This is a genomic window from Vibrio sp. D173a (genome assembly GCF_030248475.1).
In genome coordinates this window covers 1-1,095 of the sequence record NZ_JAHGAH010001424.1, presented here as the reverse complement: position 1 = coordinate 1,095, position 1,095 = coordinate 1, and the positions used below count along the sequence as shown (strand labels likewise).

Sequence of the window (1,095 nt, the reverse complement as noted above, 5' to 3'; positions counted from 1 at the left end):
TGGATTGACCGTTATTATGGTTTTGCACGACGTCAACATGGCGGCCAAGTTTAGTGATCATTTGATCGCGCTGCACTCGGGACAAGTCATTGCATCAGGCACCCCTCAAGAGATGATGACACCAGAGACACTTACCAAAATCTATGGAATGGAGCTTGCGCTCTTCAATCATCCAGTCACTGGTCAACCCATCAGTTACATCCCCTAAACGAAATGACTCTGTTGTGAAAAAAATCATTACCCTCCTCGTGTCTGCCCTAACATTCAATTCACATGCATTGGAGCTGACACATGAAATGGGGACCGCCAACTTTGAAACCACACCAACAAAAATCATCGCTCTAGACTGGGCATTATCGGAAACGGTAATGAGTCTGGGCGTTGAGCTTGAAGGTATTGCTGATGCACCAGGCTATCAACAATGGGTGGTAGAGCCGCAGCTGAACGAGCACGCGGTAGATGTAGGCTCTCGACGAGAACCCAATTTAGAACTGCTCACCAAGTTACAACCTGATGTTATTTTAATGAGTAAACACATGGCAGCCGCGTATGAGCAACTCAACAAAATTGCACCCGTACTGGTTTACAGTATTTACAGCGAAGAGAAACAACCGCTTGAGTCGGCGAAATCGGTGACACGCTCGCTTGGCCAGTTGTTTGATCGTGAAGCACAAGCCCAAGAGATCATCACACAGACTGAGCAGAGACTGCTTGCTAACGGCGAGCGAGTCCACGCGGCCAATAACGATGAAAAACCGCTTCTGTTCACTCGATTCATCAATGACAAAACACTGCGTATTCACAGTGAGGGGTCACTGGCTCAAGACACTATCCATGCGATGGGCCTGAAAAACGACTGGAATGAAAAAACAAACCTTTGGGGCTTTAGCACCGCAGGAATCGAAAAAATCGCAGAACATCAAACAGCCAATGTGATGATCTTTGGTCCTCTGACCGATGACGAACGCAATCAACTGACTCGCTCTCCACTTTGGCAGGCAATGGCTTTCACTCGTACTGACTCAGTTTACGAATTACCTGCAATCTGGACATTTGGTGGGCTGATTGCCGCCCAGCGCTTTAGCGATCACATCA

Annotated in this window: 1 protein-coding gene and 1 pseudogene; both read left to right on the top strand. The window is 47.8% G+C overall.

Features of this window, described 5'->3' with window-relative positions:
• A pseudogene (locus tag KIV40_RS33805) lies at positions 1-208 on the top strand (ABC transporter ATP-binding protein); the annotation flags it as partial.
• 16 nt (positions 209-224) lie between these two features.
• A partial coding sequence (locus KIV40_RS33800; RefSeq protein WP_285353803.1) for an ABC transporter substrate-binding protein occupies positions 225-1,095 on the top strand: 871 nt, incomplete at its 3' end.